General features: G+C 51.4%; 24 protein-coding genes. 8 read left to right on the forward strand and 16 right to left on the reverse strand.

What is annotated here, in order from left to right; all coding sequences use genetic code 11:
* Positions 1-71 precede the first annotated feature (71 nt).
* Positions 72-2633, forward strand: coding sequence for a DNA mismatch repair protein MutS (mutS, locus tag A1SC_RS11025; RefSeq protein WP_016262466.1), 2562 nt, complete (start codon positions 72-74; stop codon positions 2631-2633).
* Positions 2634-2674: 41 nt separating this feature from the next.
* On the opposite strand, the gene A1SC_RS11020 is transcribed toward mutS, so the two are convergent.
* Positions 2675-3208 (reverse strand): hypothetical protein, encoded by a 534-nt coding sequence (locus tag A1SC_RS11020; RefSeq protein ID WP_016262467.1) that lies wholly within the window; start codon positions 3206-3208, stop codon positions 2675-2677.
* Between the two features lie 92 nt (positions 3209-3300).
* Between A1SC_RS11020 and pphB the strand changes: the two genes are divergently transcribed.
* Positions 3301-3957: a protein-serine/threonine phosphatase gene (gene pphB / locus A1SC_RS11015; RefSeq protein WP_016249119.1), complete on the forward strand. Its 657-nt coding sequence runs from the start codon at positions 3301-3303 to the stop codon at positions 3955-3957.
* Between the two features lie 50 nt (positions 3958-4007).
* On the opposite strand, the gene ygbI is transcribed toward pphB, so the two are convergent.
* Positions 4008-4775, reverse strand: coding sequence for a DNA-binding transcriptional repressor YgbI (gene ygbI / locus A1SC_RS11010; protein WP_001516952.1), 768 nt, complete (start codon positions 4773-4775; stop codon positions 4008-4010).
* 195 nt (positions 4776-4970) lie between these two features.
* On the opposite strand from ygbI, the gene ltnD reads away from it, so the two are divergent.
* The 5 genes from ltnD (at position 4971) to A1SC_RS10985 (ending at position 10007) form a co-directional block, all read left to right on the forward strand.
* A complete protein-coding gene (gene ltnD, locus A1SC_RS11005) occupies positions 4971-5879 on the forward strand; it encodes an L-threonate dehydrogenase (protein ID WP_016262468.1) in 909 nt (302 codons plus the stop codon).
* The gene (gene otnK / locus A1SC_RS11000) at positions 5876-7138 is read left to right on the forward strand and encodes a 3-oxo-tetronate kinase (RefSeq protein ID WP_016262469.1); all 1263 of its coding nucleotides are present in this window, start codon (positions 5876-5878) and stop codon (positions 7136-7138) included. Before ltnD ends, otnK begins: the two co-directional genes overlap by 4 nt.
* Positions 7135-7773 (forward strand): 3-oxo-tetronate 4-phosphate decarboxylase, encoded by a 639-nt coding sequence (locus tag A1SC_RS10995; RefSeq protein ID WP_001278988.1) that lies wholly within the window; start codon positions 7135-7137, stop codon positions 7771-7773. The genes otnK and A1SC_RS10995 overlap by 4 nt, the downstream gene beginning before the upstream one ends.
* Before the next feature lie 4 nt (positions 7774-7777).
* Entirely contained in the window at positions 7778-8554 is a 777-nt protein-coding gene (locus A1SC_RS10990; RefSeq protein ID WP_016262470.1) for an HPr family phosphocarrier protein, read from the forward strand.
* An 88-nt stretch (positions 8555-8642) separates the two neighbouring features.
* Positions 8643-10007, forward strand: coding sequence for a GntP family transporter (locus A1SC_RS10985; protein WP_000104436.1), 1365 nt, complete (start codon positions 8643-8645; stop codon positions 10005-10007).
* A 258-nt stretch (positions 10008-10265) separates the two neighbouring features.
* Here A1SC_RS10985 and rpoS read toward each other — a convergent pair whose 3' ends face one another.
* The 12 genes from rpoS to cysD form a co-directional block, all read right to left on the reverse strand.
* Positions 10266-11258, reverse strand: a complete 993-nt coding sequence (gene rpoS, locus A1SC_RS10980) for an RNA polymerase sigma factor RpoS (RefSeq protein ID WP_000081550.1) — start codon at positions 11256-11258, stop codon at positions 10266-10268.
* 62 nt (positions 11259-11320) lie between these two features.
* Entirely contained in the window at positions 11321-12415 is a 1095-nt protein-coding gene (gene nlpD, locus A1SC_RS10975; RefSeq protein WP_306667652.1) for a murein hydrolase activator NlpD, read from the reverse strand.
* Between the two features lie 184 nt (positions 12416-12599).
* Positions 12600-13226, reverse strand: coding sequence for a protein-L-isoaspartate O-methyltransferase (gene pcm / locus A1SC_RS10970; RefSeq protein WP_000254703.1), 627 nt, complete (start codon positions 13224-13226; stop codon positions 12600-12602).
* Positions 13220-13981 (reverse strand): 5'/3'-nucleotidase SurE, encoded by a 762-nt coding sequence (gene surE / locus A1SC_RS10965; RefSeq protein WP_001516955.1) that lies wholly within the window; start codon positions 13979-13981, stop codon positions 13220-13222. Before surE ends, pcm begins: the two co-directional genes overlap by 7 nt.
* Positions 13962-15011 carry a tRNA pseudouridine(13) synthase TruD gene (gene truD, locus A1SC_RS10960; RefSeq protein ID WP_000568971.1) on the reverse strand — a complete coding sequence of 350 codons (1050 nt, stop codon included), beginning with the start codon at positions 15009-15011 and terminating at the stop codon, positions 13962-13964. The genes surE and truD overlap by 20 nt, the downstream gene beginning before the upstream one ends.
* A complete protein-coding gene (ispF, locus tag A1SC_RS10955; protein ID WP_001219242.1) occupies positions 15008-15487 on the reverse strand; it encodes a 2-C-methyl-D-erythritol 2,4-cyclodiphosphate synthase in 480 nt (159 codons plus the stop codon). Before ispF ends, truD begins: the two co-directional genes overlap by 4 nt.
* The gene (gene ispD, locus A1SC_RS10950; RefSeq protein WP_000246161.1) at positions 15487-16197 is read right to left on the reverse strand and encodes a 2-C-methyl-D-erythritol 4-phosphate cytidylyltransferase; all 711 of its coding nucleotides are present in this window, start codon (positions 16195-16197) and stop codon (positions 15487-15489) included. Before ispD ends, ispF begins: the two co-directional genes overlap by 1 nt.
* Before the next feature lie 18 nt (positions 16198-16215).
* A complete protein-coding gene (gene ftsB, locus A1SC_RS10945; RefSeq protein ID WP_000517476.1) occupies positions 16216-16527 on the reverse strand; it encodes a cell division protein FtsB in 312 nt (103 codons plus the stop codon).
* Between the two features lie 193 nt (positions 16528-16720).
* The gene (locus tag A1SC_RS10940; RefSeq protein ID WP_001246116.1) at positions 16721-17044 is read right to left on the reverse strand and encodes a DUF3561 family protein; all 324 of its coding nucleotides are present in this window, start codon (positions 17042-17044) and stop codon (positions 16721-16723) included.
* Positions 17045-17093: 49 nt separating this feature from the next.
* A complete protein-coding gene (gene cysC / locus A1SC_RS10935) occupies positions 17094-17699 on the reverse strand; it encodes an adenylyl-sulfate kinase (protein WP_001173652.1) in 606 nt (201 codons plus the stop codon).
* Positions 17699-19126 carry a sulfate adenylyltransferase subunit CysN gene (cysN, locus tag A1SC_RS10930; RefSeq protein ID WP_016262471.1) on the reverse strand — a complete coding sequence of 476 codons (1428 nt, stop codon included), beginning with the start codon at positions 19124-19126 and terminating at the stop codon, positions 17699-17701. Before cysN ends, cysC begins: the two co-directional genes overlap by 1 nt.
* A gap of 1 nt (position 19127) precedes the next feature.
* Positions 19128-20036, reverse strand: coding sequence for a sulfate adenylyltransferase subunit CysD (gene cysD, locus A1SC_RS10925; protein WP_001072281.1), 909 nt, complete (start codon positions 20034-20036; stop codon positions 19128-19130).
* Between the two features lie 251 nt (positions 20037-20287).
* Between cysD and iap the strand changes: the two genes are divergently transcribed.
* A complete protein-coding gene (gene iap, locus A1SC_RS10920; protein ID WP_000490394.1) occupies positions 20288-21325 on the forward strand; it encodes an alkaline phosphatase isozyme conversion aminopeptidase in 1038 nt (345 codons plus the stop codon).
* A gap of 115 nt (positions 21326-21440) precedes the next feature.
* On the opposite strand, the gene A1SC_RS10915 is transcribed toward iap, so the two are convergent.
* Both A1SC_RS10915 and cysH read right to left on the reverse strand, forming a co-directional pair.
* Positions 21441-21593, reverse strand: a complete 153-nt coding sequence (locus A1SC_RS10915) for a Hok/Gef family protein (RefSeq protein WP_000956462.1) — start codon at positions 21591-21593, stop codon at positions 21441-21443.
* Positions 21594-21856: 263 nt separating this feature from the next.
* Positions 21857-22591, reverse strand: coding sequence for a phosphoadenosine phosphosulfate reductase (gene cysH / locus A1SC_RS10910; RefSeq protein ID WP_001516956.1), 735 nt, complete (start codon positions 22589-22591; stop codon positions 21857-21859).
* Positions 22592-22623: the final 32 nt, after the last annotated feature.

The raw sequence follows: 22623 nt of genomic DNA on the forward strand, positions 1-22623 counted from the left end.
GCCTTATGTGATTACAACGAAAATAAAAACCATCACACCACATTTAACATCAGGGAACCGGACCTAACTCCATGAGTGTAATAGAAAATTTCGAAGCCCATACGCCTATGATGCAGCAGTATCTCAAGCTGAAAGCACAGCATCCGGAGATCCTGCTGTTCTACCGGATGGGTGACTTTTACGAGCTGTTTTATGACGACGCGAAACGGGCGTCGCAACTGCTGGATATTTCGCTGACTAAACGTGGCGCTTCCGCGGGTGAGCCAATCCCGATGGCAGGTATCCCCTATCACGCGGTAGAAAACTATCTTGCCAAACTGGTAAATCAGGGCGAATCCGTCGCTATTTGTGAACAGATTGGCGATCCGGCGACCAGCAAAGGGCCCGTTGAGCGCAAAGTTGTCCGTATCGTCACGCCGGGTACTATCAGCGATGAAGCCCTGTTGCAGGAGCGCCAGGACAACCTGCTGGCGGCTATCTGGCAGGACAGTAAAGGTTTCGGTTACGCGACGCTGGATATCAGTTCCGGGCGTTTTCGTCTGAGCGAACCGGCTGACCGCGAAACGATGGCAGCAGAACTGCAACGCACCAATCCGGCGGAACTGCTGTACGCAGAAGATTTTGCTGAAATGTCGTTAATTGAAGGTCGTCGCGGCCTGCGCCGTCGCCCGCTGTGGGAGTTTGAAATCGACACCGCGCGCCAGCAGTTAAACCTGCAATTTGGCACGCGCGATCTGGTAGGTTTTGGTGTTGAAAATGCGTCACGCGGTCTTTGTGCCGCTGGTTGCCTGTTGCAGTATGCAAAAGATACCCAGCGCACAACCTTGCCACATATCCGCTCTATCACGATGGAACGCGAGCAGGACAGCATCATTATGGATGCTGCGACGCGCCGTAATCTGGAAATCACCCAGAATCTGGCGGGTGGCGCGGAAAATACGCTGGCTTCCGTGCTTGACTGCACCGTCACGCCGATGGGTAGCCGTATGCTGAAACGCTGGCTACATATGCCAGTGCGCGACACCCGCGTGTTGCTTGAGCGCCAGCAGACCATCGGCGCATTGCAGGATTTCACCGCCGAATTACAGCCGGTACTGCGGCAGGTGGGCGATCTGGAGCGTATTCTGGCACGACTGGCGTTACGTACCGCTCGCCCACGCGATCTTGCTCGCATGCGTCACGCCTTCCAGCAACTGCCGGAACTGCGCGCACAGTTAGAAACTGTCGATAGTGCACCGGTACAGGCGCTGCGTGAGAAAATGGGCGAATTTGCCGAACTGCGCGATCTGCTGGAGCGGGCAATCATCGACACGCCGCCGGTACTGGTGCGCGACGGTGGTGTTATCGCACCGGGCTATAACGAAGAGCTGGATGAGTGGCGCGCGCTGGCTGACGGCGCGACCGATTATCTGGAGCGTCTGGAAGTCCGCGAGCGTGAACGTACCGGCCTGGACACGCTGAAAGTTGGTTTTAACGCGGTGCACGGCTATTACATTCAAATCAGCCGTGGGCAAAGCCATCTGGCACCGATTAACTACATGCGCCGCCAGACGCTGAAAAACGCTGAACGCTACATTATTCCGGAGCTGAAAGAGTACGAAGACAAAGTCCTCACCTCAAAAGGCAAAGCACTGGCGCTGGAAAAACAGCTTTATGAAGAGTTGTTTGACCTGCTGCTGCCGCATCTGGAAGCGTTGCAACAGAGTGCGAGCGCACTGGCAGAACTCGACGTGCTGGTTAACCTGGCAGAACGTGCCTATACCCTGAACTACACCTGCCCGACCTTTATTGATAAACCCGGTATTCGCATTACCGAAGGTCGCCATCCGGTGGTTGAACAGGTACTGAATGAGCCGTTTATCGCTAACCCGCTGAATCTGTCGCCACAGCGCCGCATGTTGATCATTACCGGTCCGAACATGGGCGGTAAAAGTACCTATATGCGCCAGACCGCGTTGATTGCGCTGATGGCCTATATCGGCAGTTATGTACCGGCACAAAGCGTGGAAATTGGTCCGATTGACCGTATCTTCACCCGCGTCGGCGCGGCGGATGATCTGGCTTCCGGGCGTTCAACCTTTATGGTGGAAATGACCGAAACCGCCAATATTCTGCATAATGCCACCGAGTACAGTCTGGTGTTGATGGATGAGATTGGTCGCGGGACGTCCACTTACGATGGTCTGTCGCTGGCGTGGGCGTGTGCGGAAAATCTGGCGAATAAGATTAAAGCGTTGACACTGTTTGCCACCCACTATTTCGAACTGACACAGCTACCAGAGAAAATGGAAGGCGTGGCGAACGTGCATCTTGATGCACTGGAGCACGGTGACACGATTGCCTTTATGCACAGTGTGCAGGACGGCGCGGCAAGTAAGAGCTACGGTCTGGCGGTTGCTGCGCTGGCGGGCGTACCAAAAGAGGTAATCAAGCGCGCGCGGCAGAAACTGCGTGAGCTGGAGAGCATTTCACCTAATGCGGCCGCTACGCAGGTTGATGGTACGCAGATGTCTTTGCTGTCATTACCGGAAGAAACCTCGCCAGCAGTCGAAGCACTGGAAAATATCGATCCAGATTCACTGACCCCGCGTCAGGCGCTGGAGTGGATTTATCGGTTGAAGAGTCTGGTGTAAACCTGATATTCCCGACGGCACTATGCCGTCGGGTTGATTCACTACTTTTTCATTTGCACCCGGCAATACTGAGTCACCACATCTGAAATAGAGGGATATTTCACTTTCACCTGGTAATCAGGAAATGTCGTAAATGTGATACCCTCATGATCAATAAACACGGGGGCAGTTTTCCGTGCAGCTTCTGCTAAGATCGCTTCTTGCTCTGGTGCTAACGGATAAAATACCTTTACACTGTCAGGTACAATCTCTTCTTTTATCTTCGATTTTTCATGAGTAACAATGATATCCATCTCATGGCGGACAAAGGATATTGTGGAACCATTTAAACGATAATATTGTGTCGTGTGGTAGCGTTTTTCATTTTCTACCGAGTAAATGACTTTCATTATTCCCAAAATGCTAAGTTGATATTTTTCGTTATTCTCCGTCACACTGAAATCTGTTGTACACTTAACTACATCACCTTCAGTTATAAGTTTTTCAAAACGATTTATTTCTTCTATAGAAGCAGCTTGTACATTAGATGTAAAAAAACAGAAAGCTAACAGGAAAGCATAAAAATATCTAAGCATCTTAAAACATCCTTTTGTAATTTATTACTCCAAAGACTTCGACACTCTGGTCGGGTATAATAATACATTGCTATAATTTTGAGTCTATGCAAATGTCTACCACCCGCTATCAAAAAATTGATGCTCATAACTATCGCCATATATGGGCCGTTGGTGATATTCATGGTGACTATCAATTATTACAATCCCGCTTACATCAATTATCTTTTTGTCCCGAAACAGACTTACTTATTTCTACAGGCGATAATATTGATCGTGGGGCGGAGAGTCTTAACGTACTACGCCTGTTAAACCATCCCTGGTTTACCTCTGTTAAGGGCAACCACGAAGCGATGGCTCTTGATGCATTCGCGACTGGCGATGGCAATATGTGGCTGGCCAGTGGCGGTGACTGGTTTTTCGATTTAAATAAGACGGAACAAAAAGAGGCAATAGATCTGTTGCTTCGTTTTCATCATCTTCCCCATATTATTGAATTAGATAACGATAATATAAAATATATCATCGCACATGCAGATTACCCAGGAGATAAATATCAGTTTGGTAAAGAAATAGCGGAAAGTGAATTACTCTGGCCTGTTGATCGCGTGCAGAAATCGCTTAAAGGCGAATCACAAAAAATAAACGGTGCCGACCGCTTTATCTTTGGTCATATGATGTTTGATAACATTCAGACGTTCGCTAACCAGATTTATATTGATACCGGCTCACCGAAAAGCGGACGGTTATCGTTTTATAAAATAAAGTAATCTCATGCTTCCTCTGTGAAGCATGAGTATCCCGGTTTTATTTCAGGCCATTATTCGTTTTTCGCCACCAGCAAAGAGAGATCAAGCTTCGCCAGCGTGCGGCTGGCGCTTTCCGGCAGACCGCCGTCAGTAATGATCTGATCAAACTCACTTAACGGTAACGCCAGCCATGTCGCCACCTGACCATATTTCGTGGCATCACAGACCAGAATCCGCTGGCGGCTGGCACTGGCAATCGCCCGTTTCACCGTGACTTTATCTTCCGCTGGCGTAGAGATCCCCCGCACACTCCATGACGATGCAGAAATAAAAGCCTGATCAATCATCAAGCTGCGTAGCATGGTCGCGGCGGCTTCTCCGACACAGGAACGGTTTTCCCGACAAACTGCACCACCAGTGTGAATAATTGTGCAATTACTGTTGTCGAGCAAGTAGTTTGCGATAACGAAATCGTTGGTGACTACAGTGAGTGGCTCCATGTGAATCAAATGCTGTGCAATCGCTAACGTGGTCGTTCCCGCATCCAGATAGATACAACTCCCCGGCTGAACGAGACTTGCCGCCAGCTTGCCAATAGCCGCTTTTTGCGTCATTGCCAGCGCAGTTTTTACCTGGTGAGAAGGTTCATGCGCCACACGTCCCGGCGACTGGACACCTCCGGACACCAATACAACAGCGCCCTGCTGCTCCAGTTTTTGCAAATCCCGACGAATGGTCATATGTGACACATTCATTCTGTCCGTCAGTTCAGCAATACTGACAATGCCTTTTTCAGCTACCATCTCAAGGATGATTTGGCGACGCTCTACGGGTATCAACTTTTGCTCCTTCCTTTGTCCTGCGGACATTCTACGCTATTTGCCTGCGAAACGTGCGCAACGCAACTATCGCTTAGTTCACATAAAATAACACGCCATGTTAATTTTTGTGAATCAGCTCACCATATCGTTATCGCCTGGCGCTTATATTCACAACATCAAACAAAATATCACTTAAATTAACAAGGAGAGCAGATGAAAACGGGATCTGAGTTTCATGTCGGTATCGTTGGTTTAGGGTCAATGGGGATGGGAGCGGCGCTGTCGTGTGTCCGCGCGGGTCTTTCTACCTGGGGCGCAGACCTGAACGCCAATGCCTGCGCTACGCTGAAAGAGGCTGGCGCTTGCGGGGTTTCCGATAACGCCGCGACGTTTGCCGAAAAACTGGATGTTCTGCTGGTGCTGGTGGTAAATGCGGCCCAGGTCAAACAAGTACTGTTTGGTGATAAAGGCGTTGCACAGCATCTGAAACCCGGCACGGCTGTAATGGTTTCTTCCACTATCGCCAGTGCTGATGCGCAGGAAATTGCCACTGCTCTGGCTGCGTTCGATCTGGAAATGCTGGATGCGCCAGTTTCTGGTGGCGCGGTAAAAGCCGCTAACGGTGAAATGACCGTTATGGCCTCCGGTAGTGATCTTGCCTTTGAACGCCTGACCCCCGTGCTGGAAGCCGTCGCCGGAAAAGTTTATCGCATTGGTGCAGAGCCGGGTCTGGGTTCGACAGTAAAAATTATCCACCAGTTGTTAGCTGGCGTGCATATTGCTGCCGGGGCCGAAGCGATGGCGCTTGCTGCCCGTGCGGGGATCCCACTGGATGTAATGTATGACGTCGTAACCAATGCCGCCGGAAATTCGTGGATGTTCGAAAACCGGATGCGCCATGTGGTGGATGGCGATTACACCCCGCATTCTGCCGTAGATATTTTTGTGAAGGATCTCGGGCTGGTTGCTGATACCGCTAAAGCCCTGCACTTTCCGCTGCCGTTGGCCTCAACAGCGTTGAATATGTTCACCAGCGCCAGCAACGCAGGTTACGGAAAAGAAGACGACAGCGCAGTCATCAAGATTTTCTCTGGCATCACTCTACCGGGAGCGAAATCATGATCAAGATTGGCGTTATCGCTGATGATTTTACCGGCGCGACGGATATCGCCAGTTTTCTGGTGGAAAATAGTCTGCCAACGGTGCAAATCAACGGTGTCCCGACAGGGGAAATGCCGGAAGCAATCGATGCCGTTGTGATCAGTCTGAAAACTCGCTCCTGCCCGGTGGCAGAAGCCACACAGCAATCGCTGGCGGCTCTGCGCTGGTTGCAACAACAAGGTTGCAAACAAGTCTACTTCAAATACTGCTCCACTTTCGACAGTACTGAGAAAGGCAATATCGGCCCGGTGACTGATGCATTAATGGATGCACTCGACACGCCGTTTACGGTCTTTTCCCCGGCTCTGCCAGTCAACGGGCGCACGGTTTATCAGGGTTATTTGTTCGTGATGAATCAACTGCTGGCCGAATCCGGGATGCGGCATCATCCAGTAAATCCTATGACCGACAGCTACCTTCCGCGTCTGGTTGAAGCACAATCCACAGGGCGCTGCGGCGTCGTTTCGGCGCATATTCTCGAAAAAGGTGTGGAAGCCATGCGTCAGGAACTGGCCCGTTTACAGCAAGAGGGCTATCGCTACGCGGTGCTTGATGCCCTGACCGAACGCCATCTGGAAATTCAGGGTGAAGCCTTGCGTGATGCCCCATTAGTAACCGGCGGTTCTGGCCTTGCGATAGGTCTGGCCCGGCAGTGGGCGCAAGAAAACGGTAACCAGGCACGCGAAGCAGGGCGTCCACTCGCAGGGCGCGGCGTAGTGCTCTCCGGTTCATGCTCACAAATGACCAATTGCCAGGTGGCACATTACCGTCAGATGGCGCCAGCCCGTGAAGTTGATGTGGCACGTTGTCTCACAACAGAAACACTGGTCGCTTATACACACGAACTGGCGAAATGGGTTCTGAGTCAGGAAAGTGAACTTGCTCCGCTGGTTTTTGCCACCGCCAGCACCGACGCGCTGGCCGCTATTCAACAGCAATATGGCGCACAAAAAGCCAGCCAGGCAGTGGAAGCGCTGTTTTCGCTACTGGCTGCCAGGTTAGCGGCGGAAGGTGTAACGCGTTTTATTGTCGCAGGCGGTGAAACTTCCGGAGTGGTCACGCAGAGTCTGGGCATAAAAGGGTTCCATATTGGCCCAACAATTTCCCCCGGTGTGCCGTGGGTTAACGCACTGGATAAACCTGTCTCACTGGCCCTTAAATCCGGCAATTTCGGTGACGAAGCCTTTTTTTCACGAGCCCAAAGAGAGTTTCTACCATGAGCGATTTCGCAAAAGCAGAGCAGTCTTTGCGAGAAGAGATGACGCGGATTGCCAGTTCGTTCTTTCAGCGCGGCTATGCCACCGGTTCGGCTGGCAATCTGTCGCTGCTTTTGCCTGACGGGAATTTACTGGCAACGCCGACAGGTTCATGCCTGGGTAATCTCGATCCGCAGCGGCTTTCCAAAGTCACCGCGGATGGCGAATGGCTAAGTGGTGACAAACCCTCAAAAGAAGTGCTCTTTCATCTGGCGCTGTATCGCAATAATCCGCGCTGTAAAGCTGTCGTGCATTTGCACAGTACGTGGTCGACGGCACTTTCCTGCCTTCAAGGGCTGGACAGCAGTAACGTTATTCGTCCGTTCACACCGTACGTGGTGATGCGGATGGGGAACGTCCCGTTGGTGCCCTATTATCGCCCGGGCGATAAACGCATCGCACAGGATCTGGCGGAACTGGCAGCAAATCATCAGGCCTTTTTGTTAGCAAATCATGGCCCAGTGGTTTGCGGTGAAAGCCTGCAAGAAGCTGCCAACAATATGGAAGAGCTGGAGGAAACGGCCAGGCTGATTTTTATTCTCAGCGACCGCCCGATCCGCTATCTGACCGCAGATGAAATTGCGGAATTAAGGAGTTAATGCAATGCCTCGTTTTGCAGCTAATTTATCCATGATGTTCACCGAAGTGCCTTTTATTGAACGCTTCGCCGCAGCGCGAAAAGCTGGTTTTGATGCCGTGGAATTTCTGTTTCCCTATGACTATTCCATCCAGCAAATCCAGCAACAACTGGCGCAAAACCATCTGACGCTGGCGCTGTTCAATACCGCTCCTGGGGATGTTAATGCGAGTGAATGGGGATTATCCGCCCTTCCCGGACGTGAGCACGAAGCTCGCGCGGACATCGATCTGGCTCTGGAATATGCGCTGGCGCTCAATTGCGAACAAGTTCATGTGATGGCAGGAGTAGTGCCCGCAGGCGAAGACGCTGAACGGTATCGGGCAGTGTTTATCGATAATCTCCGCTACGCTGCCGATAGCTTTGCGCTGCACGGCAAGCGAGTTTTGGTTGAAGCACTCAGCCCAGCCGTTAAACCTGGTTATCTCTTCTCCAGTCAGTATCAGGCACTGGCAATTGTTGAAGAGGTCGCTCGCGATAATGTGTTTATTCAGTTGGATACCTTCCATGCGCAAAAAGTAGATGGCGACCTGACGCATTTAATCCGCGATTACGCTGGGAAATATGCCCACGTGCAAATTGCCGGACTGCCTGACCGACATGAACCAGACGATGGCGAGATCAATTATCCGTGGCTGTTTCGCCTGTTCGATAAGGTGGGATATCAGGGTTGGATCGGTTGTGAATACAAACCCCGCGGCCTCACCGAAGAAGGGCTTGGCTGGTTTGACGCCTGGCGCTAATTCGCTAAATCCATAATTACAACGTACCCATACATCCCCCCATCTACGGATGGGGTAGGTTAACTATAACTTTCAGACAGGGTTTTCCATGTCCACAATTACATTGTTATGCATTGCGTTAGCTGGCGTAATCATGCTGTTGCTGCTGGTCATCAAGGCAAAGGTACAACCATTCGTCGCGCTGCTTCTCGTCAGCCTGTTAGTCGCACTTGCAGCGGGTATCCCGGCTGGCGAAGTAGGTAAAGTGATGATCGCCGGGATGGGTGGCGTGCTTGGTTCCGTCACCATTATCATCGGCCTTGGCGCTATGCTGGGGCGCATGATCGAGCACTCTGGCGGCGCAGAATCACTGGCCAATTATTTCAGCCGCAAGTTAGGGGATAAACGAACAATCGCCGCACTGACTCTGGCAGCATTCTTCCTCGGCATCCCCGTCTTCTTTGATGTCGGCTTTATTATTCTTGCGCCAATCATTTATGGCTTTGCCAAGGTTGCAAAAATATCACCGCTTAAATTTGGTCTGCCTGTTGCTGGGATCATGCTGACCGTTCACGTAGCTGTGCCGCCACATCCTGGCCCCGTCGCCGCAGCGGGACTCCTTCACGCAGACATCGGCTGGCTGACCATAATCGGTATTGCGATTTCTATTCCAGTGGGCATTGTCGGCTATTTTGCAGCGAAAATAATCAATAAGCGCCAATATGCGATGTCGGTGGAAGTACTGGAGCAGATGCAACTGGCTCCAGCCAGTGAGGGAAACGCAACAAAATTAAGCGATAAAATAAATCCGCCAGGCGTAGCGCTGGTCACCTCGCTAATTGTTATCCCTATCGCGATTATTATGGCGGGTACGGTTTCGGCAACACTAATGCCAGCCTCGCATCCCCTGCTTGGTACGTTGCAACTGCTCGGCTCACCGATGGTAGCATTGATGATTGCGCTGGTACTGGCGTTCTGGTTATTGGCCTTACGTCGCGGCTGGAGCCTGCAACACACCAGCGATATTATGGGCTCAGCCCTTCCCACTGCGGCGGTAGTTATTCTGGTTACTGGAGCTGGTGGGGTGTTCGGCAAAGTGCTGGTGGAATCTGGCGTCGGTAAGGCTCTTGCCAACATGCTACAAATGATTGACCTGCCTCTGTTGCCTGCGGCATTTATTATTTCACTGGCGCTGCGTGCATCGCAGGGTTCGGCAACCGTAGCAATCCTGACAACAGGCGGACTGCTTTCAGAAGCGGTTGTGGGGCTGAATCCGATTCAGTGCGTACTGGTGACACTGGCGGCCTGCTTTGGTGGGCTTGGCGCATCGCACATTAACGACTCCGGTTTCTGGATCGTCACCAAATATCTGGGTTTATCGGTGGCAGATGGTCTGAAAACCTGGACAGTGTTAACGACCATCCTCGGTTTTACCGGATTCTTAATCACCTGGTGCGTGTGGGCAGTAATTTAACCTTAGCGAAAAGGTTCGATGGGTACTTGCTGCGGCGATCCCATTGGTAACCGCGTGGATGATGAATTTTTGGGGCGTTTGAGTAGAGAAGAGCAGGTGTTGTTTATGCGACTGGTGCGCAAGATGATGAACACATAGGGTGCTGATTGCCGGATGCGACGCTGTCGCATCTTATCCAGGCGACAAAATACACCAACGCCCCAAACAAAAGAAAAAGGCCAGCCTCATATGAGACTGGCCTTTCTGACAGATGCTTGCTTATTCGCGGAACAGCGCTTCGATATTCAGCCCCTGAGTCTGCAAAATCTCACGCAGACGGCGCAGGCCTTCAACCTGAATCTGGCGAACACGTTCTCGTGTGAGGCCTATTTCACGACCTACATCTTCCAGTGTTGCCGCTTCATACCCCAGCAAACCGAATCGACGTGCCAGCACTTCACGCTGCTTGGCGTTCAGTTCGAACAGCCATTTGACGATGCTCTGCTTCATATCGTCATCTTGCGTGGTGTCTTCCGGACCGTTCTCTTTTTCGTCGGCCAGGATGTCCAGCAACGCTTTTTCGGAATCACCACCCAGCGGGGTGTCTACCGAGGTAATGCGCTCGTTAAGACGAAGCATACGGCTGACGTCATCAACTGGCTTATCCAGTTGCTCTGCGATTTCTTCCGCGCTCGGTTCGTGATCCAGCTTATGGGACAACTCACGTGCGGTTCGCAGGTAAACGTTCAGCTCCTTTACGATGTGGATCGGCAAACGAATCGTACGGGTTTGGTTCATAATCGCCCGTTCGATCGTCTGGCGAATCCACCATGTTGCGTATGTTGAGAAGCGGAAACCACGTTCCGGGTCAAACTTCTCAACCGCGCGGATCAGCCCCAGGTTACCCTCTTCGATAAGATCCAGCAACGCCAGACCACGATTGCCATAACGGCGGGCAATTTTTACCACCAGACGCAAGTTACTCTCGATCATCCGGCGGCGGGAGGCGACATCTCCACGCAGTGCGCGACGCGCAAAATAAACTTCTTCTTCGGCCGTTAACAGTGGCGAATAACCAATCTCACCAAGGTAAAGCTGAGTCGCGTCCAGCACACGCTGTGTGGCACCCTGCGATAACAGCTCCTCTTCGGCCAAATCGTTATCACTGGGTTCCTCTTCAACTAAGGCCTTTTCGTCAAAAACCTCAACTCCGTTCTCATCAAATTCCGCATCTTCATTTAAATCATGAACTTTCAGCGTATTCTGACTCATAAGGTGGCTCCTACCCGTGATCCCTTGACGGAACGCTCAAGCAAAAGCCTGGTTCCGCCGAATTATCGCTGCGGTAAATAACGCAGCGGGTTTACGGATTTCCCCTTGTAACGAATTTCAAAATGCAATCGTGTTGAACTGGTTCCGGTGCTACCCATGGTTGCTATTTTTTGCCCCGCCTTCACTTCTTGTTGTTCCCGGACCAGCATTGTGTCGTTATGGGCGTAGGCACTCAGGTAATCATCATTATGTTTGATGATAATCAGATTACCGTAGCCGCGCAGCGCATTACCGGCATAAACAACGCGGCCATCTGCGGTCGCGATAATTGCCTGTCCTTTGCTACCTGCGATATCAATCCCCTTGTTGCCTCCCTCAGAAGCGCCAAAGGTTTCAATCACTTTGCCCTCAGTTGGCCAGCGCCAGGTGGAAATCGGCGTACTGGTTGATGTACTGCTGACAGTCGGCTCGGTTGTGCTTGCTGTTGGTACAGTTACAGGCGCTGTGACCGTGGTCGCAGTTGGCTTGTTGTTCGGCAACATTTTGTTAGCACTCTGTTCACCCGAAGATTCAGAATACGTAATTGTCGGTTGCGACGCAACAGCAACGGTGGAATTTTGTGCAGGCTTGATCACAACTCCTTGCTCTGCTGCATCCGCCTGGGTAATGGCATTTCCGCCAGTGATTGGCGTGCCAGAAGCATTGCCAACCTGTAAAGTCTGACCTACGTTCAACGCGTATGGTGCCTCAATATTATTACGTTGGGCGAGATCGCGGAAATCGTTACCGGTGATCCAGGCAATATAGAAAAGTGTGTCGCCTTTTTTCACGGTATAAGTACTACCGCTATAACTGCCTTTCGGAATATTCCCGTACTGACGGTTGTAGACGATACGCCCATTTTCCATTTGCACCGGTTGCTGAGTGACAGGCTGCACCGGCTGGATTTGTGGTTGTTGCGTAGATTGAATTTGTGGCTGCTGTACCGGCTGAATTTGCGGTTGCTGCGTTTTAGACGTCGTCCCCATTTTCGGCGGTGGCGTAATCAACATACCTGAATTGGTATTTGCAGGTGCATTGCCGTTAACGGAACTGACTGGTGCCGGTGGATTCGATGTGTCAGAACAGCCAGCCAACCATAGCGAAACCAGTGACAAAGCCGCAATACGGCGAACGGTGAATTTTGGGCTTCCCGCGCTCATTTATCCCCCAGGAAAAATTGATTAATAACCAGTGACATAATTACCGTGCAAGGCACCCTACTGAACACTGGAAAAGATGTTCACGATACGCTGACCTGCTGCAAAATAACCAGGAAAATTCCAGGTATTTCCTCGCACTTTAAGCCAGCTCCCCCTTCACTAAGGGAACAAAGCGCACGGCCTCTACGGTATCGATAATAAATTCGCCCCCGCGACGACGCACCCGCTTCAAATACTGGTGCTCTTCCCCTACCGGCAAGACGAGAATCCCGCCTTCATCCAGTTGCGTCATTAGTGCAGTAGGAATTTCGGGCGGTGCTGCCGTTACAATGATAGCGTCAAACGGCGCACGTGCTTGCCAACCTTGCCATCCATCGCCGTGACGGGTTGAAACATTATGTAAATCAAGATTTTTCAGGCGGCGACGCGCCTGCCACTGCAATCCTTTAATCCGTTCAACCGAACATACATGCTGGACAAGATGTGCCAGGATTGCCGTTTGATAGCCCGAACCGGTGCCGATTTCCAGCACCCGCGACTGCGGCGTCAGTTCGAGTAATTCGGTCATTCGCGCCACCATGTACGGCTGCGAAATTGTCTGCCCCTGACCTATCGGCAACGCGATATTGTCCCAGGCTTTTTGTTCAAACGCTTCATCAATGAATTTTTCACGCGGCACGGCGGCAAGTGCGTTCAACACCTGCTCATCCTGAATACCTTGCGCACGTAATTGATCCAGAAGTGCTTGTACGCGTCTGCTTACCATTGCGTGCCAACTCCCACGCTGTTTAACCAGTCTGAAACCACATCTTGCGCGTTGTGCGCGGTTAAATCTACATGCAGCGGCGTGATGGAGACATAGCCTTCATCTACCGCAGCAAAATCAGTCCCCGGACCGGCATCGCACTTACCGCCCGGCGGGCCAATCCAGTACAACGTATTACCGCGCGGATCCTGTTGCGGGATAACTTGATCTGCCGGATGTCGTGTACCGCAGCGAGTGACGCGGATACCTTTAATCTGATCCAGCGGTAAATCCGGGACGTTAATATTGAGAATACGCCCGGTGCGCAGCGGCTCTTTGCACAGTGCGCGCAAAATAGAACAGGTTACCGCCGCAGCAGTGTCATAATGCTTATGCCCGTCAAGCGAGACGGCCAGCGCTGGAAATCCTAAATGACGGCCTTCCATCGCGGCTGCCACCGTACCGGAATAGATAACATCATCACCCAGATTCGGCCCGGCGTTAATGCCCGAAACCACAATATCCGGACGCGGACGCATCAGTGCATTCACACCAAGATATACACAATCGGTCGGGGTTCCCATTTGCACGGCGATATCACCATTTTCAAAGGTAAACGTGCGCAGGGAGGATTCCAGTGTCAGAGAATTTGAAGCGCCGCTGCGGTTACGATCGGGGGCAACCACCTGAACGTCAGCAAACTCACGCAAGGCTTTCGCCAGCGTTTGTATACCGGGTGCATGTACCCCGTCATCATTACTCAGCAATATGCGCATAATCACCTGTTGTGTTGATAAGTTCCCTGACAACGCTGGTTGCAAAACTTCCCGCCGGAAGCCAGAAACGGATTTCTACGGTGACGTCATCCCACCAGTTCCAGCTTAATTGTTGTGGATATAACAGCATCGCTCTGCGCGCGGCGTCTACTTTTTCGCGTACCAGTAATGCTTGCAATTCAGTTTCGTCGGCAACCGCCGCTTGTTCGAATGCCAGCGCCTCACGCTGGGTTCCCCACTCGCCGCTACCGGGCAAAGCAGCGGTAATCATCAGCTCTTTATCGTTGACGCGACGCTGTAATTCCGCCATTTCATCGTTAGTAGCAACAAACCAGCTACCACGCCCGGCTAATTGTAGCGCATCGCCGTCAACAACTTGATTAACGTCCGCTTTTTTGAGGCGCTCAGCAACAATCTGATTAAACAACGCACTACGGGCTGCCGACAACCAAAAACTGCGTTTATTGCGATCGCGCACCGGAGTATTCGTTTGCGCCCAGCGCAGCGCCCCCTGCAAGTTACTGCCGCCAATACCAAAACGTTGCGCACCAAAGTAGTTCGGTACACCTTTCACGCAAATATCGATCAGACGCTGTTCAACGTCATCGCGATTGCTCACTTCGCGTAGCACCAGGGTAAAGGCGTTACCTTTCAGCGCCCCTAAACGCAGCTTACGCTTGTGCCGCGCATACTCCAGCACCTGGCAACCTTCCAGTTGAAACGCACTCAGATCAGGCATTTCTTTGCCCGGTACACGCGCGCATAACCACTGTTCCGTAACGGCATGTTTGTCTTTCTGCCCCGCGAAGCTGACTTCACGAGCATGAATTTTCAGGAATTTTGCCAGTGCGTCCGCCACAAACCGGGTATTGCAACCGTTTTTAAGCACCCGCACCAGAATATGCTCACCTTCACCATCAGGCTCAAAGCCTAAATCTTCCACCACCACAAAGTCTTCCGGGTTGGCTTTCAGCAGCCCGGTGCCTTGCGGTTTGCCGTGGAGGTAAGTGAGATTATCAAACTCAATCATTTTGTTGCCTTAATGAGTAGCGCCACCGCTTCACAGGCAATCCCTTCCCCACGTCCGGTAAATCCAAGTTTTTCCGTGGTGGTGGCTTTCACGTTAACATCATCCATATGGCAGCCGAGATCTTCGGCAATAAACACGCGCATTTGTGGAATGTGCGGCAACATCTTCGGTGCCTGAGCGATGATAGTGACATCAACGTTGCCGAGGGTATACCCCTTCGCCTGAATGCGTCGCCAGGCTTCGCGTAGCAGCTCGCGGCTATCGGCACCTTTAAATGCCGGATCGGTATCCGGAAACAGCTTGCCGATATCCCCCAGCGCCGCGGCACCAAGTAGTGCATCGGTCAGCGCATGCAGCGCCACGTCGCCATCAGAATGCGCCAACAGCCCTTTTTCGTAAGGAATGCGCACGCCACCAATGATAATTGGGCCTTCGCCACCAAAGGCGTGTACATCAAAACCGTGTCCAATTCGCATTATGTATTCTCCTGATGGATGGTTCGGGTGAGGTAAAATTCAGCAAGCGCCAAATCTTCCGGGCGCGTGACTTTAATGTTATCCGCACGGCCTTCGACAAGCTGCGGATGAAAACCGCAATATTCCAGCGCCGAGGCTTCATCGGTAATGGTTGCGCCTTCATTTAAAGCACGCGTCAGGCAGTCATATAACAGCTCTCGAGGGAAAAATTGCGGCGTCAGCGCGTGCCATAAACCGTTGCGATCAACGGTATGTGCAATGGCATTTTTATCAGGTTCGGCGCGTTTCATGGTATCGCGCACCGGAGCGGCAAGAATCCCCCCCGTGCGGCTGGTTTCGCTCAGAGTTAACAGCCGTGCAAGATCATCCTGATGCAGGCAAGGACGAGCGGCGTCATGCACCAACACCCACTGCGCGTCGCCAGCAGCTTTCAGTCCTGCCAGCACAGAATCGGCACGCTCTTCACCACCATCAACAACAGTGATTTGCGGATGATTCGCCAGAGAAAGTTGTGCAAAACGACTATCGCCCGGGCTTATTGCAATGACGACACGCGTCACCCGGGGATGCGCCAGGAGCGCATACACCGAGTGTTCAAGAATGGTTTGATTACCTATTGAGAGATATTGCTTAGGACATTCCGTTTGCATTCGGCGGCCAAATCCGGCCGCCGGAACCACGGCGCAAACATCCAAATGAGTGGTTGCCATGTTAATTCCTGGGCTGATTTATCGATTGTTTTGCCCCGCAGACTGCGCGCGCTTCGACGCGTCAGGCACCAGACGATAAAAAGTTTCGCCCGGCCTGGTCATGCTGAGTTCATTACGCGCACGCTCTTCGAGCGCCTCCTGGCCGCCATTGAGATCGTCAATTTCGGCAAAAAGCTGATCGTTTCGCGCTTTAAGTTTCGCGTTTGTAGCTTGCTGTGCCGCCACATCATCATTGACGCGGGTATAGTCATGTATACCGTTCTTACCGAACCACAGCGAATACTGTAGCCAGACCAGAATAGCCAGCAACAGCAGCGTTAGTTTACCCATCCTGCCCCCTGAAAAACGGCATCATCATCCCATGCATCCGAAGACGACTCTACATCCTCTGTTGGGGATACCGCGACAACGCGGGCAAATGTACCACATTTGTCCATTGTTACGTATACCCAGGGCGTGCAGAACATAATCTCATTATTGGTTACGGTTTGAATTATGAACAGACCAGACGGGAAAGAACAAATTAGCCCAGCAACCACATAAACAGTGCGGCAAACATAATGCCGACTGTCACCAGGGTGAAAACAATGCTGTAGCGTAGCTTTCCGTCCATCAATGAATGCAGCGCAATACCCACCACCACCGCGACGGGCATCAGCGCCAGAAAGAAAGGCCAGGTATAGATAAAGAAGAACAGCGTGTTAGAGCCATAAATCAACATCGGTATCGCCAGCGCGCACAGCCAGGAGACAAAACCGACCACGGCCCCTGACAGCGACCATGTGGTTTCTTCATCTTCGGTAAGGCTTTCGCTATTTGTTAGTGTAATGTTATGGCTATTACGCATATCGGATCCTGTTACTTTGACGAACCGGGCATGTAAACCCGGTGGTGTCTCAGGATCTGATAATATCGTTCTGTCTCAGTAGATCTAATAATTGCTGAACCAAATTTGTTACCAATTGTTCACCATTGAGATGAATTTCTGCTGATTCAGGCGCTTCGTAAACGGCATCTATCCCCGTAAAGTTACGCAGTTCACCGGCACGCGCTTTTTTATATAAACCTTTTGGATCGCGAGCTTCACAAATCGCCAACGGCGTATCGACAAACACTTCGATAAACCGCCCTTCTCCTACACGTTCGCGAACCATCTGACGTTCAGCGCGATGTGGTGAGATAAACGCAGTCAGCACTACCAGACCGGCTTCAACCATTAAATTCGCCACTTCGCCAACCCGACGGATATTTTCTTTACGATCGGCATCGCTAAAACCGAGATCGCTGCATAAACCGTGGCGAACGTTGTCGCCATCCAGCAAATACGTGCTGACGCCAAGTTTATGCAGCGCCTCCTCCAGCGCCCCGGCAACTGTCGATTTCCCTGAACCAGAGAGGCCGGTAAACCACAACACAACACCACGATGCCCGTGGTGTTGCTCGCGCTGTTGTGGAGTCACCGGATGGCTATGCCAGACGACGTTTTCGTCATGCAGCGCCATTATTTACCTCCCAGCAAATCGCGCGCGCCCCAGTGTGGGAAGTGGTGACGTACCAACGCATTCAGTTCCAGCTCAAATGCGCTAAATTCTGATGGCGCAACGGCAGCCTCATTTTTCGGCTCATGCACCATACCGGCACCAACGGTCACGTTGCTCAGGCGATCGATAAAAATCAGCCCACCAGTTACCGGATTTTGTTGATAACGATCTAACACTAGCGGCTCATCAAAAGTGAGATCCACCAGACCAATGCCGTTCAGCGGCAGATTTTCAACTTCACGCTGGTTAAGGTTATTAATATCAATCTGATAATGAATGTCATCAACACGAGCACGCGTCTTCTTCCCGGCAATTTTGATGTCGTAACTCTGCCCTGGGGAAAGCGGTTGTTCCGCCATCCATACCACATCCACTGACGCGCTCTGCACCGTCGACAACGCTTCATCTGCTGCCAGCAGCAAATCGCCACGACTGATGTCGATCTCATCCGTCAGCACCAGGGTGATCGCTTCTCCGGCAAAGGCGTCTTCGCGATCGCCATCAAACGTGACGATCCGCGCAATATTTGACTCAACACCAGAGGGGAGCACTTTGACATGTTGCCCGACTTTCACGCTGCCAGAGGCCAGCGTTCCTGCGTAGCCTCGAAAATCAAGATTCGGGCGGTTAACGTACTGCACCGGGAAGCGCATTGGCTGGTCATCAACCACTCGCTGAATCTCAACGGTTTCCAGCACTTCCAGCAGTGTCGGGCCGCTGTACCACAGCATACTTTCACTTTGCGAAGCAACATTATCGCCTTCCAGCGCGGAGAGCGGCACAAAGCGGATATCCAGATTGCCCGGCAGTTGCCCGGCAAAGGTCAGATAATCTTCACGAATGCGGGTGAACGTTTCTTCGCTGTAATCCACCAGATCCATCTTGTTGATCGCCACTACCAGATGTTTGATCCCCAGAAGCGTGGAGATAAAACTGTGACGACGGGTTTGATCAAGCACACCTTTACGGGCGTCGATCAATAAGATCGCCAGATCACACGTCGACGCGCCGGTCGCCATATTGCGGGTGTACTGCTCGTGCCCTGGGGTGTCGGCAATAATAAATTTGCGTTTTTCGGTGGAGAAATAACGGTAAGCCACGTCAATGGTGATGCCTTGTTCACGCTCAGCCTGCAGGCCATCCACCAGCAGCGCCAGATCCAGCTTTTCACCCTGGGTGCCGTGGCGTTTACTGTCGTTATGCAGCGATGAGAGCTGATCTTCGTAGATCTGGCGGGTATCGTGCAACAGGCGACCTATCAGGGTACTTTTGCCGTCATCAACGCTGCCACAGGTCAGAAAACGCAGCAAGCTTTTGTGTTGTTGCGCGATCATCCAGGCTTCGACTCCGCCTTCATTGGCGATTTGTTGTGCAAGTGCGGTGTTCATCTTAAAAATACCCCTGACGTTTTTTCAGCTCCATAGAACCGGACTGGTCGCGGTCAATCACACGGCCCTGACGTTCGCTGGTAGTGGAAACCAGCATCTCTTCGATGATCTCGGGCAGTGTTTGCGCGTTTGACTCTACTGCGCCGGTCAGCGGCCAGCAGCCCAGCGTACGGAAACGCACCATCCGTTTTTTAATCACTTCGCCGGGTTGCAGGTCGATACGGTTGTCATCAATCATCATCAACATACCGTCGCGTTCCAGAACCGGACGTTCAGCAGCAAGATACAGCGGAACAATGTCGATATTTTCCAGCCAGATGTATTGCCAGATATCCTGCTCGGTCCAGTTAGAGAGTGGGAAGACGCGGATACTTTCGCCTTTGTTAATCTGCCCGTTGTAGTTATGCCACAGCTCCGGACGCTGGTTTTTCGGATCCCAGCGATGGAAACGGTCACGGAAAGAGTAGATACGTTCTTTAGCGCGGGATTTCTCTTCATCGCGGCGCGCGCCGCCGAAGGCAGCATCAAAACCATATTTGTTCAGCGCCTGTTTCAGGCCTTCGGTTTTCATGATGTCAGTGTGTTTGGCGCTGCCGTGAACGAATGGATTAATCCCCATCGCCACACCTTCTGGATTTTTATGCACCAACAGCTCGCAGCCGTAGGCTTTTGCCGTACGATCGCGAAATTCATACATCTCACGGAATTTCCAGCCGGTATCAACATGCAGCAACGGGAAAGGCAGCGAACCTGGATAAAACGCCTTGCGCGCCAGATGTAGCATGACGCTGGAATCTTTGCCGATGGAGTAGAGCATCACCGGATTTGAGAATTCTGCCGCCACCTCGCGAATGATGTGGATGCTTTCCGCCTCCAGTTGCCGCAGGTGAGTCAGTCGTTTTTGGTTCATAACCGTTCCTTTGCAATACTGCTATTTGCTTGCCATCAGATATTCCGACTATAGGGAGCGTAAGAGTGCGAATGAAATTACCAATTAGAATGAGTAGTTCCTTAACGGAATAACGATTTGGCAAAGCTAATATCAAAAAGTGCTTAAGGCTCCGGATTTCGGGCATTTAGGAAGATTTGAAATTGTTTTAGCGCAGCGGCAGTTTCATACTATGGCAGTAAAAAAATTTGCATGGTATTTAAGGACTCACTATGTTTTCCGCATTGCGCCACCGTACCGCTGCCCTGGCGCTCGGCGTATGCTTTATTCTCCCCGTACACGCCTCGTCACCTAAACCTGGCGATTTTGCTAATACACAGGCGCGACACATTGCCACTTTCTTTCCGGGGCGAATGACCGGAACACCCGCAGAAATGTTATCTGCCGATTATATCCGGCAACAGTTTCAGCAAATGGGTTATCGCAGTGATATCCGGACATTTAATGGCCGATATATTTATACCGCCCGCGATAACCACAAAAACTGGCATAACGTGACAGGAAGTACGGTGATTGCCGCTCATGAAGGCAAAGCACCGCAGCAGATCATTATCATGGCGCATCTGGATACCTACGCCCCACAGAGCGACGCGGATGCCGATGCCAATCTCGGCGGGCTGACATTACAAGGTATGGATGATAACGCCGCAGGTTTGGGGGTCATGCTGGAGCTGGCAGAACGCCTGAAAAATACGCCAACCGAATATGGTATTCGTTTTGTGGCGACCAGTGGTGAAGAGGAAGGGAAATTAGGCGCTGAGAATTTACTCAAACGAATGAGTGACGCCGAAAAGAAAAATACTCTGCTGGTGATTAATCTCGATAACTTAATTGTCGGTGATAAATTGTATTTCAACAGTGGCGTAAAAACCCCCGAAGCAGTAAGGAAATTAACGCGCGATCGGGCGCTGGCAATTGCCCGCAGTCATGGAATTGCCGCGACAACCAATCCTGGTTTGAATAAAAATTATCCAAAAGGCACCGGGTGTTGTAATGACGCTGAAGTTTTTGACAAAGCCGGTATTGCTGTACTTTCGGTAGAAGCAACAAACTGGAATCTGGGAAATAAAGATGGTTATCAGCAACGCGCAAAAACAGCCGCATTCCCCGCAGGAAATAGCTGGCATGACGTAAGACTGGATAATCAACAGCATATTGATAAGGCACTTCCAGGAAGAATAGAACGCCGCTGCCGTGATGTTATGCGGATAATGCTGCCACTGGTGAAGGAACTGGCGAAGGCGTCTTGATGGGTTTGAGCTGATTCCCCATGACTGTGAGGAGTCAATTCTGCCTATAAAAAAATAGGGTGCAGGAGGCCAAACTATAACAATTCAATACGCGGGGTTTCCCCCCGCGTGGTGGCTACTTCTTCGGTTCGTAAGCGAGAACAGCCTTAAACTCCATACCACGTTCTCTGATATTCAACTCACACAACGAGTCGTCTACCATCAGCGTGAATCCCAGCACTGTACAACACAGCACTATGACTGCCACAAGGGCATATTTTGTTAGCATGTCTTGCCTCTCTGCAAAGAAGAGACTAGCATTCGAATTGTTGGGTTCGAACGTAGGCCTCAGGTGGATAGAAATATCGCCTGGGGCTTTTGTCCATCTGGAACCTCGCGAATGCTTAACGCCAGACAGCCTCAAGCACCCGACGCCATTCTATACCTGTTGATTCTCCCTGCGACGTTCTCGTTTAAAGGCCAGAATGCTGCTCGCAAAATAAAAACGCCCCCATCATTTCTGACAGAGGCGTTTAATTTATCCGGAAATATTTACCCTTCGTGTAATCCACATTCCCTTTTTAAGCCAAAGAAGCGCGTTTCTTCTTCGGCCATGCCGGGTTCCCATTTACGGGTTGTATGGGTGTCGCCAACCGATAAATATCCTTCGTCCCATAATGGGTGATATTTCAGGCCATGTTTTTGCAGGTACTGATAAATAGTTCGGTTATCCCAGTCGATAATCGGCAGCACTTTAAATACGCCACGCTGGATAGCCAGCACTGGTAAATTGGCACGGCTGCCAGATTGCTCACGGCGCAGACCAGCAAACCACGTTTGCGCGTTAAGTTCTTTCAGTGCACGGTTCATGGGTTCGACTTTGTTGATCTCATTGTACTTTTCAATGCCTTCAACACCCTGCTCCCACAGTTTGCCATAGCGTGCCTCCTGCCAGGCGGCGCTTTCAGTGGCACGGTACACTTTCAGGTTGAGTTTAAGTTTGTCCGTTAACTCGTCAATAAAGCGGTAGGTTTCCGGGAACAGATAACCAGTATCGGTAAGAATCACCGGGATATTCGGGCAGATCTGGTTCACCAGATGCAGGCTGACTGCCGCCTGAATGCCAAAGCTGGAAGAGAGCACGTATTCGCCGGGCAGATTCTCCAACGCCCAGGCAACGCGGCCTTCAGCGTCCAGTTTTTCCAGTTGAGCGTTGGTTTGTGCCAGAGCCAGAATGCGCTCTACCTTCGGCAGTTCATTCAGGTCGTTTAGATCAAGTCTGGACATAGATTCCTCACTGTTTGCCTTGCCTGATGCGA

This window comes from Escherichia sp. KTE52 (assembly GCF_000408325.1).
In the GTDB taxonomy this organism is placed as follows: Bacteria; Pseudomonadota; Gammaproteobacteria; order Enterobacterales; family Enterobacteriaceae; genus Escherichia; species Escherichia marmotae.

Bases quoted from the DNA above. Each gene is read 5' to 3' on its own strand.
- mutS (WP_016262466.1), top strand. From the start codon at position 72: ATGAGTGTAATAGAAAATTTCGAAGCCCATACGCCTATGATGCAGCAG.
- ispF (WP_001219242.1), bottom strand. From the start codon at position 15,487: ATGCGAATTGGACACGGTTTTGATGTACACGCCTTTGGTGGCGAAGGC.
- A1SC_RS10915 (WP_000956462.1), bottom strand. From the start codon at position 21,593: ATGCTAACAAAATATGCCCTTGTGGCAGTCATAGTGCTGTGTTGTACA.
- A1SC_RS10940 (WP_001246116.1), bottom strand. From the start codon at position 17,044: ATGCGTAATAGCCATAACATTACACTAACAAATAGCGAAAGCCTTACC.
- A1SC_RS10990 (WP_016262470.1), top strand. From the start codon at position 7,778: ATGCCTCGTTTTGCAGCTAATTTATCCATGATGTTCACCGAAGTGCCT.
- pphB (WP_016249119.1), top strand. From the start codon at position 3,301: ATGTCTACCACCCGCTATCAAAAAATTGATGCTCATAACTATCGCCAT.
- ltnD (WP_016262468.1), top strand. From the start codon at position 4,971: ATGAAAACGGGATCTGAGTTTCATGTCGGTATCGTTGGTTTAGGGTCA.
- cysH (WP_001516956.1), bottom strand. From the start codon at position 22,591: ATGTCCAGACTTGATCTAAACGACCTGAATGAACTGCCGAAGGTAGAG.
- cysN (WP_016262471.1), bottom strand. From the start codon at position 19,126: ATGAACACCGCACTTGCACAACAAATCGCCAATGAAGGCGGAGTCGAA.
- iap (WP_000490394.1), top strand. From the start codon at position 20,288: ATGTTTTCCGCATTGCGCCACCGTACCGCTGCCCTGGCGCTCGGCGTA.
- truD (WP_000568971.1), bottom strand. From the start codon at position 15,011: ATGATTGAGTTTGATAATCTCACTTACCTCCACGGCAAACCGCAAGGC.
- cysC (WP_001173652.1), bottom strand. From the start codon at position 17,699: ATGGCGCTGCATGACGAAAACGTCGTCTGGCATAGCCATCCGGTGACT.
- ftsB (WP_000517476.1), bottom strand. From the start codon at position 16,527: ATGGGTAAACTAACGCTGCTGTTGCTGGCTATTCTGGTCTGGCTACAG.
- otnK (WP_016262469.1), top strand. From the start codon at position 5,876: ATGATCAAGATTGGCGTTATCGCTGATGATTTTACCGGCGCGACGGAT.
- cysD (WP_001072281.1), bottom strand. From the start codon at position 20,036: ATGAACCAAAAACGACTGACTCACCTGCGGCAACTGGAGGCGGAAAGC.
- pcm (WP_000254703.1), bottom strand. From the start codon at position 13,226: ATGGTAAGCAGACGCGTACAAGCACTTCTGGATCAATTACGTGCGCAA.
- ispD (WP_000246161.1), bottom strand. From the start codon at position 16,197: ATGGCAACCACTCATTTGGATGTTTGCGCCGTGGTTCCGGCGGCCGGA.
- surE (WP_001516955.1), bottom strand. From the start codon at position 13,981: ATGCGCATATTGCTGAGTAATGATGACGGGGTACATGCACCCGGTATA.
- rpoS (WP_000081550.1), bottom strand. From the start codon at position 11,258: ATGAGTCAGAATACGCTGAAAGTTCATGATTTAAATGAAGATGCGGAA.
- A1SC_RS10985 (WP_000104436.1), top strand. From the start codon at position 8,643: ATGTCCACAATTACATTGTTATGCATTGCGTTAGCTGGCGTAATCATG.
- A1SC_RS11020 (WP_016262467.1), bottom strand. From the start codon at position 3,208: ATGCTTAGATATTTTTATGCTTTCCTGTTAGCTTTCTGTTTTTTTACA.
- A1SC_RS10995 (WP_001278988.1), top strand. From the start codon at position 7,135: ATGAGCGATTTCGCAAAAGCAGAGCAGTCTTTGCGAGAAGAGATGACG.